The sequence below is a fragment of the Aestuariivirga sp. genome (assembly GCF_037139295.1).
In the GTDB taxonomy this organism is placed as follows: domain Bacteria; phylum Pseudomonadota; class Alphaproteobacteria; order Rhizobiales; family Aestuariivirgaceae; genus Aestuariivirga.
This window is the reverse complement of the sequence record NZ_JBAXGR010000121.1, coordinates 1-8169: the sequence shown is the minus strand read 5'-3', so window position 1 is coordinate 8169 and position 8169 is coordinate 1. Positions and strand designations below refer to the sequence as shown.

10 protein-coding genes are annotated in these 8169 nt (G+C 62.1%); 9 read left to right on the top strand and 1 reads right to left on the bottom strand.

What is annotated here, in order from left to right; translation table 11 throughout:
- The 6 genes from WCJ41_RS18640 to WCJ41_RS18615 all read left to right on the top strand — a co-directional run.
- Positions 1 to 242 (top strand): amino acid synthesis family protein (locus tag WCJ41_RS18640; protein WP_336907342.1); only part of this gene is annotated, 242 nt, incomplete at its 5' end.
- Positions 243 to 266: 24 nt separating this feature from the next.
- Positions 267 to 773 (top strand): flavin reductase family protein, encoded by a 507-nt coding sequence (locus WCJ41_RS18635; protein WP_336907341.1) that lies wholly within the window; start codon positions 267 to 269, stop codon positions 771 to 773.
- A 407-nt stretch (positions 774 to 1180) separates the two neighbouring features.
- Complete coding sequence (locus tag WCJ41_RS18630; RefSeq protein ID WP_336907340.1) at positions 1181 to 2191, top strand: ABC transporter substrate-binding protein; 1011 nt, start codon at positions 1181 to 1183, stop codon at positions 2189 to 2191.
- A 51-nt stretch (positions 2192 to 2242) separates the two neighbouring features.
- Complete coding sequence (locus WCJ41_RS18625; RefSeq protein WP_336907339.1) at positions 2243 to 3094, top strand: ABC transporter permease; 852 nt, start codon at positions 2243 to 2245, stop codon at positions 3092 to 3094.
- Entirely contained in the window at positions 3094 to 3894 is an 801-nt protein-coding gene (locus tag WCJ41_RS18620) for an ABC transporter permease (RefSeq protein ID WP_336907338.1), read from the top strand. Before WCJ41_RS18625 ends, WCJ41_RS18620 begins: the two co-directional genes overlap by 1 nt.
- Positions 3891 to 4970, top strand: coding sequence for an ABC transporter ATP-binding protein (locus tag WCJ41_RS18615; RefSeq protein WP_336907337.1), 1080 nt, complete (start codon positions 3891 to 3893; stop codon positions 4968 to 4970). Before WCJ41_RS18620 ends, WCJ41_RS18615 begins: the two co-directional genes overlap by 4 nt.
- Positions 4971 to 5311: 341 nt before the next feature.
- Here the strand turns inward: WCJ41_RS18615 and WCJ41_RS18610 are convergent, their stop codons facing one another.
- Positions 5312 to 5542 carry a hypothetical protein gene (locus tag WCJ41_RS18610; RefSeq protein WP_336907336.1) on the bottom strand — a complete coding sequence of 77 codons (231 nt, stop codon included), beginning with the start codon at positions 5540 to 5542 and terminating at the stop codon, positions 5312 to 5314.
- 495 nt (positions 5543 to 6037) lie between these two features.
- Between WCJ41_RS18610 and WCJ41_RS18605 the strand changes: the two genes are divergently transcribed.
- The 3 genes from WCJ41_RS18605 to WCJ41_RS18595 all read left to right on the top strand — a co-directional run bounded on the left by WCJ41_RS18605 (position 6038) and on the right by WCJ41_RS18595 (position 7792).
- A complete protein-coding gene (locus tag WCJ41_RS18605; protein WP_336907335.1) occupies positions 6038 to 6403 on the top strand; it encodes a cytochrome ubiquinol oxidase subunit I in 366 nt (121 codons plus the stop codon).
- A gap of 1 nt (position 6404) precedes the next feature.
- Positions 6405 to 7412, top strand: coding sequence for a cytochrome d ubiquinol oxidase subunit II (locus WCJ41_RS18600; RefSeq protein WP_336907334.1), 1008 nt, complete (start codon positions 6405 to 6407; stop codon positions 7410 to 7412).
- A gap of 77 nt (positions 7413 to 7489) precedes the next feature.
- The gene (locus WCJ41_RS18595; RefSeq protein WP_336907333.1) at positions 7490 to 7792 is read left to right on the top strand and encodes a hypothetical protein; all 303 of its coding nucleotides are present in this window, start codon (positions 7490 to 7492) and stop codon (positions 7790 to 7792) included.
- Positions 7793 to 8169: the final 377 nt, after the last annotated feature.

Below are 8169 nucleotides of genomic sequence, written 5' to 3'. Positions count from 1 at the left end.
ATACCCGCGGGCCCGCCAACACGCAAATCCAGATCCCACTAATGGACAAGCACGATACCGGGCGACGCTCGCATTACCTGACGGTCCAGTTTTCGATTGCCGATGCGCCCGCGGATGACGAATTGATCGCCGCCTTCGGTGGAGCCACCAGCGGCCGCCCTCACCACCGCATTGGCGACCGCTATCAGGACCTCAACGACATCGGCGCTGACCTAGATGATCCGGCACGCCTCGGACGTTAGTCTCGTCTGCGACCGGACATGCTCATGACTGACATCCGCCCCATTCCCGATGTCGTTTCGCGGGACCTGTTCATCAAGGGAATGCGCCAGGTGGCGAGCAGCGTTGCTGTTGTCACTACCAATGGAAAGGCGGGCCGTCACGGGGCAACGGTGAGCGCTTTCTCCTCCGTATCGGCCGACCCACCGCAGCTTCTCGTCTGCCTCAGGTCGGCAAGCCGCATCGCCGCGGCTGTAAGTGCCAACGGTGTCTTCTGTCTCAATATCCTGTCGTACCGGCATCCGTATGTCGCAGAGCGTTTTTCAGGCAGTCATGATGCGACGGTGAACGACCGCTTCGAAGGTATCGACTTGAGCCATGAGGAGGAGGACTGGGTCTTGCTTAAGGACGCAAATGCGTTTGCATGCTCGATCGCCGATCGCCTCGTTTCGGGAACACACACAATCTATCTCGGCAATGTCCTCCGAATCCAGATTTCATCGGATGATCCACTGACCTATCTCCAGGGCCGCTACCGGCAGATTGGACAGTAACAATGAGACTTGTAACCCCGAATGTGGCAGCGAGTATATCAACTATTAGTGTCCCCTACACTATCAGCGCCCGGCAGGCAGAAATACTCGCTCTCGTAGCGGATGGAATGCAGAACAAGCAAATCGCACATTGCCTCGGTATCAGTGAGGCGACAGTGAAAGCTCACATCTCAAAGACAATTCAGATATCCGGATGCCGGAACAGGGTCAGCCTTGCCCTGCTGTGGCTTCGCCACACCGGAAGATTGAAGCCGTGAGAAAGGGCCCCCGACTCCCAATTTGCGACAAAGCTGCCGAATTTCTACTATTGGACCGAACTATCCTCTCGTGAACTGATTTTCGGCATAGCCTGTGGCTCGGGTATAGGTCGCAGCAAGAAGCCCAAGTTATAGATGGAGGAACCAGGGATGTTGAAGAGGATATTGTTGGCTGCGGCAGTGACAGCCAGCCTGACTGTGACGGCGCATGCCGCCGACAAGATGGTCTTCACGGCATGGGGCGGCACGACCCAAGAAGCCCAGAAGAAGGCATTCGCCGACACCTTCACCGCCAAGACGGGAGTGGAAGTCCTGCAGGACGGCCCGACCGACTACGGCAAGCTCAAGGCGATGGTTGAAAGCGGAAATGTGGCCTGGGACGTGATCGACGTGGAGATGGACTTCGCGATCGCAGCTGCCAAGCAGGGATTGCTGGAACCCATCGACTTCGCAGTGGTCGACAAGAGCAAGATCGATCCGCGTTTCGTCGCCGACCACTTCGTCGGGAGCTTCTATTATTCCTTCGTAATCGGCTACAACAAGGACGTGCTTAAGGAAGTGCCGCAGAACTGGGCCGACCTGTTCGACACGGCCAAGTTCCCCGGTAAGCGCACCTTCTACAAATGGTCGGCGCCGGGGGCCCTCGAGATCGCCCTGCTGGCGGACGGCGTTCCCGCCGACAAGCTCTACCCCCTCGACCTCGACCGCGCCTTCAAGAAGCTCGACACCATCAAGAAGGATATCCTGTGGTGGGGTAGCGGTGCTGAGTCCCAGCAGTTCCTCGCCTCCGGCGAGGCGCCCATCGGCATGTTCTGGAACGGCCGCATCTTCGCAATCCAGCAGGAAGGCGGAAACGTCGACACGGCCTGGGGTCAGAACCTGACGGCAGCCGACGTGCTGGTGGTACCCAAGGGCTCTAAGAACAAGGACATCGCCATGAAGTTCCTGGCCAACGCCACGAGCGCCGATGTCCAGGCCGAGCTCTCCAAGCTCACCACGCTGTCGCCCATCAACATCGACTCCAAGGCAAAGATGGACGCCGCGGCGGTTGCGGCACTGCCTGACTCCCACACCGACGGTCAGATCAACCTAGACATGGGATACTGGGCGGAACACCGCGACGAGATCGCAAAGCGGTGGTATGACTGGCAGGCGAAATGACCCTGCGCCGGCAGGCCGCCCACGGCCTGCCGGCATGACCTTGATGAGCGCATGACGTCAGCGACCGCACAGAGCAGCACGCGGCGGAGGTCCGGCTTCGCGATGGCGTTGCCGGCCCTGCTGCTGATGGTGATCTTCTTCATCCTGCCGGTGGCGGCACTGCTGCTGCGTAGCGTGACGGAGCCCGAACCGGGACTGCAGAACTACCGCGAGCTCTTCGCCACCAGCACCTACACGCGGATCTTCCTGAACACCTTCCTGGTGGCGGGCATCACCACCGTTGTCACGCTGGTGATCGCCTATCCCGTGGCCTGGCTGCTCGCGGTGCTGCCGGGCCGCAAGGCAATGATCATCTTCGCCATCATCCTGTTGTCGATGTGGACCAACTTGCTGGCCCGCACCTATGCCTGGATGGTGCTCCTGCAGCGTACCGGCGTCATCAACAAGACGCTCATGCACTGGGGGCTGATCAGCGAGCCGCTGCCGCTGGTCAACAACCTTACCGGCATCATCATCGGCATGGTCTACATCATGCTGCCCTTCATCATCCTGCCGCTGCATTCTGCGATTCGCAGCATCGACCCGGCGATCCTGCAGGCGGCCTCACTGTGCGGCGCGGGGCGGTGGCAGAGCTTCCGGCGGGTGCTGCTGCCGCTGTCCGCCAGCGGGGCGGCGGCGGGCGCACTCATGGTGTTCGTGATGTCGCTCGGCTATTTCGTCACGCCGGCGCTGCTCGGCGGCGCCAACAACATGATGCTGGCCGGCATGATCGCGCAGCTGATCCAGTCCCTCCTCAACTGGGGGCTCGGGGGTGCCGCCGCCTTCATCCTGCTGGTGGTGACGCTGGGCCTCTACGGTCTGCAGATCCGCCTGTTCGGCAATGCCCTGGCGGGAGGCCGCTGATGCTGCTCACCTATGACAGGATGGGCGGGCTGAAGGTCGTGCTGTGGGTGATTGCAGTCGCCGTCTGCATCTTCCTGCTGGTTCCCATCATCTTCATCATTGCCCTGTCTTTTGGATCCTCGAAGTGGCTGGCCTTTCCGCCGCCGGCCTGGACGCTGCGCTGGTACCAGGATCTCGCCACCGACCCGCGCTGGCTGACGGCGGCCTTCACCAGCCTCAAGATCGGCCTCCTGGTCACCATCTGTTCGGTGCTGCTGGGCGTGACGGCGAGCCTCGCGGTGATCCGCGGCCGGTTTCCCGGGCGGCAATTCCTGCGCGGCCTGTTCCTGACGCCCATGGTGCTGCCAGTCGTCGTCTTCGCGGTGGCAACCTATCTGCTGTTCCTGCGCGTTGGACTTGGCGGGACCCTCATCGGCTTCGTGATCGCCCACACCGTGCTGGCCTTCCCCTTCGCCTTCATCACCATAAGCACCTCGCTCGAGAGCTTCGACAAGTCGATCGAGGATGCCGCGGTGCTGTGCGGCGCGCCGCCCATCGTCGCCTTCCTGAAGATCACCGTGCCGTCCATCAGGCTCGGTCTGCTCTCAGCAGCGCTGTTCTCCTTCCTCATCTCGTGGGACGAGGTGGTGGTCGCCATCTTCATGGCGAGCCCGGAACTGCAGACCCTGCCGGTTCTGATCTGGGCCGCGCTGCGCCAGGAGCTAAGCCCGACCATTGCCGCCGCCTCCAGCATTCTCGTTCTGATAACACTCGTATTGATGATGATCATCGCCGCCCTGAGACGGAGACTTGCGGAATGAGCCAGCCCTTCCTCCTCATTCAGGACCTGCGCAAGCTGTTCGGCGAGGTGGCCGCCGTCGATGGCGTCAGCCTGCAGGTCCGGAAGGGTGAGTTCCTGAGCTTCCTCGGGCCTTCGGGATCGGGCAAGAGCACGACGCTCTATGCCGTGGCCGGGCTCTACAACCCGACGAGCGGCGACGTGATGCTGGATGGCAGGTCGATTCTCGGCACCCCGCCGCACCGGCGCAACATCGGCATGGTGTTTCAGCGCTATACGCTGTTTCCGCACCTGAAGGTCGCCGAGAACATCGCATTCCCGTTGCGGGTGCGCGGCTGGACGACCACGGACATCGCGCGCCGGGTGGAGGAGATGCTGGCCCTCGTGCGCCTCGAGGGCTACGGATCACGCATGCCCGCGCAGCTCTCAGGGGGCCAGCAGCAGCGCGTCGCCCTGGGGCGGGCCCTCGCCTATGATCCCCCCGTGCTGCTGATGGATGAGCCGCTGTCGGCGCTCGACAAGAAGCTCCGAGACGAAATCCAGGTCGAGATCCGCCGCATCCACCAGACGACGGGCGTGACCATTCTCTATGTCACGCATGACCAGGAAGAGGCGCTGCGGCTGTCGGACCGCATTGCCGTGTTCAACCATGGCCGCATCGAACAGGTGGGCACCGGCCGGGAGCTCTACGCCAATCCGGCGACCCGTTTCGTGGCCGGCTTCGTCGGCGACAGCAACTTCCTCATGGTGTCCTCCGTGATTGCAGGTCCGGGAGGCCGTGCGGCGGTGACCCTTCCGGATGGATCGGCGTTCCAGGACATTCCCTTCCACGCCTCCTCCCGGGAGACGACGACTGGCGGCGCCGAGTTGATGGTCAGGCCGCAGGCGGTTCGCTTTTCACCGGGTGCGCAGGCGGGCCTGCCGGTGAAGATCAAGGACTTGACGTTCCTCGGCGACACGGTATCGGCGTTGCTGACCACGCAGTGGGGACAGGAATTCTGGCTGCGCATGCCGGCGCAGGAGGTGGGGAGCCATGCCGCGGGACAGGACGCCCGCGTGACGTGGAATGCCGACGGCTGCCATCTGTTCCAGACATGACTTTCGGATCGCCCGCCCAATATCCTTCACATATGCTCGGGTGCCAACAATCAAGTGCCGGATATCACTGTGCTCAACCCAAGCGTCCAGTGAGGCGTTGTCGAGAATGACCATGCTGCGCGGCCTCACCAACTATTCCGGGTGACTGCTCCACCGAGCAGCCTCTCAAGAGACCACATGAAACGTCTGCAGCACCGCGGACTCGATCAATTCACGCGTTATTTTCCTCGACGCGCTAATGAACTCGGAAGAAGCGTGAAGCGCGAGTGCATCTTCTCCCGTCCAGATTTCATAGAAGAGGAACATGTCCGGATCCTCGATAGATTGATGCAGATCGTACTTTATGCATCCGGTTTCCGCTTGGGAATGGCGCTCAAGCGCGAGAAATGCTGACCGTGACCGGCGATGATCACACCGGAAGCATCGACAAGGATCGAATTGGTCCAGCCGAACTCCCGGATGCTCGCGGCGATCTGATCGATCTGCGTGTCGGAGTGGGTGCGCGGGTTGCCGGAGAAGGCCGTCAGCGCCGTGACATCCACGCGCTCGATGCCGTAGCTCTCGGGGATCATGGAAACCTCATCGTGTGGAACCCTGAGTGGAAACCTGCGGGGTGGAAACCGGAAGGCGGGTTTCCAGCCCAGGTTTCCACCCCTGATCACCGGAAGGGTGAATGATTCAGAACGCAGAAAAGCCCCACACGGCAGGGCTTCTTTCAAGTGATGCTGTTCCGATGATGTTGCCAGCAGCGGGGTGGAAACTGGAAACCGGGACCCCAAACTGGAACCCTGTCGCTAGCGAAAGCCTGCGCTGAGCGCCCCCGCTATTCGTTCCCCTTGGGAAGGACCCGTGAATTCATTCGGGCTCGGCGGCAAGGCGGTCGAAGTATTTCCCCTCTCCGACACTTCATCGAGCCTTCAATAACGGAACTTCTATCACACCCACAAGAGACGTCAATAACTATTTTCAAATAAACACAATTTTTCTTGATAAGTTAGTTGCCAGACTCTTTCGCCTACCGGTCGGGAATTCCAACCCGAGAAGAAGAATAGGCCGCAGCACAGGGAGTGACTGCGACCTATCTCACCTCCTGGTCCGGCCTCTGGCTGTTCTGGCGCCGCGGCGCGGAGAACCTGCCGCGTCCCTATCTCACGGCGCTCACGGCCATGACCTTCTCCGGCTGGGTCGCAACGCTCGCCGGCTGGTACGTGACGGAGATCGGCCGCCAGCCCTGGCTCGTCCAGGGCGTGCTCACCGCGGCGGATGCGGTGGGGCCTGTCGCGGCCGGCATGGTCCTGTCCACGCTGCTGGCCTATCTCGCCGTCTATGTGCTGCTGCTGGCGGCCTATGTGGGCGCGCTGTTCCACCTCGCTGGGCGCAAGCCCGGCTTCGCACCGGCGCCGCGCTTCGTGCTGCAGCCCGCGGGAGAATGACGTGATCGACGCCGAAAGCCTGCCGCTCATCTTCGCCTCCCTGCTGGGGCTTTCGATCCTGCTCTATGTCGTGCTCGACGGGTTCGATCTCGGCGTCGGCCTGCTGCTTCCCTTCGCGGAAAGCAATCAACGCGACCGCAGGGTGGCCTCGATCGGTCCCTTCTGGGACGCGAATGAAACCTGGCTGGTGCTGGCCATCGGCATCCTGCTGGTGGCCTTTCCCGCCGCGCATGGCCAGATCCTCACCGCACTCTACCTGCCGGACCTGCCGGTCGCCATCATGCTCATCGGCCTCATCCTGCGCGGCGTCGCCTTCGAGTTCCGCGCCAAGGCGCCGCTTCCGCACAAGGACCGGTGGGATCGCATCTTTTTCGCTGGCTCGCTGACCACTTCCCTGTCGCAGGGATTAATGCTCGGGCTCTATGTCATGGGGCTGAAGTGGGGCCTCGCCGAGGTGGCCTTCGCAGCGCTCACGTCGCTGGCCTTGTCGGCCGCCTATGGCTTCATCGGCGCTGCCTGGCTGATCCTCAAGACGGATGGCGCATTGCAGCTGAAGGCCGTCGCCTGGGCGCGCCGCGGCATCTGGGGTCTCGTCCTCGGCATGGCGGCCGTGTCGCTCGCCACGCCGCTCGTCAGCCCGCGCATCTTCGCCAAGTGGTTCAGCTTTCCCGAAATCGTGCTGCTCGTGCCGCTGCCGGTGATGTCGGCGCTGCTGATCGTCCTGGTGTGGATCGCGCTGAAGCGCCTGCCCACGCGCGATGACAGCTTCGCCTGGTTTCCCTTCGCCGCCGCCACGCTGCTCATGGCGCTGGGCTTCTGCGGCATGGCCTACAGCTTCTACCCCTTCATCGTGCCGGAGCGCCTCACCATCGCCGCGGCTGCGTCCTCGCCCGAAAGCCTGCGCATCATCCTGTTTGGAGTCGTCTGCGTGCTGCCGGTGATCCTCGCCTATACCGTCTTCGCCTATGCCATCTTCCGCGGCAAGGCTACCGGCCTGTCCTATGACTGATCTGCGCGCGCGACGGCCATGCCGCGGCACGGGAGATTGGCATTGCTTGTGTGTGCAAAAGCGCCCATGCCCGCAGGATGAACAACAGAAATCCGATCATCCATGCTTGGAACTTCATCTTCGACCACGAAGTGAGCCCCCTCCGGAACATCCCCGACATCGCCATGCGCCACTATGTGCTCCAGGCACTGGGCGTCATGTGGGCCGTCTGCTTCTCGCTCGCGATCGGCAGCTACACCTTCCTGGCCGCCAGCATCGTCGGGCACGTCCTGCTGATCGGCGCTGCCGCCATCACGGTTGCTGTGCTGTCGACGGCGGCCACCAAGCCTGACCTGTTCGCCCGCATCTCCGGCCGCCGCCACGATGGCGAACACGACTGACAGCATACGCCTTTCGTGACGACGTCCACTGCCGTAGCTGACGCCTTGACCTGCCCCTTCGAGGGCCTGATCATCCCTTCTTGTGGATTGAGTTCGGCTATTGCTTAGGAAGAATGTTACTGCCGTTGAGGCGGCGTTACGCCTCGAAGAGGATGCCTCCCGACGAGGAGGCTGCGTGGCGCCTAGCAGAGAGGCGGGGGCAGGGGGATGAGTGGTTGAGGGAACGGTACCGGGTGATGCGGAAAACGAAGACTTGAGGGCGGTGCAAAAGGATAAGGCCTCTGCTCGGCTCCCAACCTCTTTTTCGGCATAGGTTTTCTCCTTTCCAGGCTATCTTCTCTCATTTCGCCTGGTTCAGAAAATGCCGGTCAGGTCAC

Excerpts from the sequence above, each read along its gene's own strand:
- WCJ41_RS18635 (WP_336907341.1), top strand. The coding sequence starts at position 267 with ATGACTGACATCCGCCCCATTCCCGATGTCGTTTCGCGGGACCTGTTC.
- WCJ41_RS18630 (WP_336907340.1), top strand. The coding sequence starts at position 1,181 with ATGTTGAAGAGGATATTGTTGGCTGCGGCAGTGACAGCCAGCCTGACT.
- WCJ41_RS18625 (WP_336907339.1), top strand. The coding sequence starts at position 2,243 with ATGACGTCAGCGACCGCACAGAGCAGCACGCGGCGGAGGTCCGGCTTC.
- WCJ41_RS18620 (WP_336907338.1), top strand. The coding sequence starts at position 3,094 with ATGCTGCTCACCTATGACAGGATGGGCGGGCTGAAGGTCGTGCTGTGG.
- WCJ41_RS18615 (WP_336907337.1), top strand. The coding sequence starts at position 3,891 with ATGAGCCAGCCCTTCCTCCTCATTCAGGACCTGCGCAAGCTGTTCGGC.
- WCJ41_RS18610 (WP_336907336.1), bottom strand. The coding sequence starts at position 5,542 with ATGATCCCCGAGAGCTACGGCATCGAGCGCGTGGATGTCACGGCGCTG.
- WCJ41_RS18595 (WP_336907333.1), top strand. The coding sequence starts at position 7,490 with ATGAACAACAGAAATCCGATCATCCATGCTTGGAACTTCATCTTCGAC.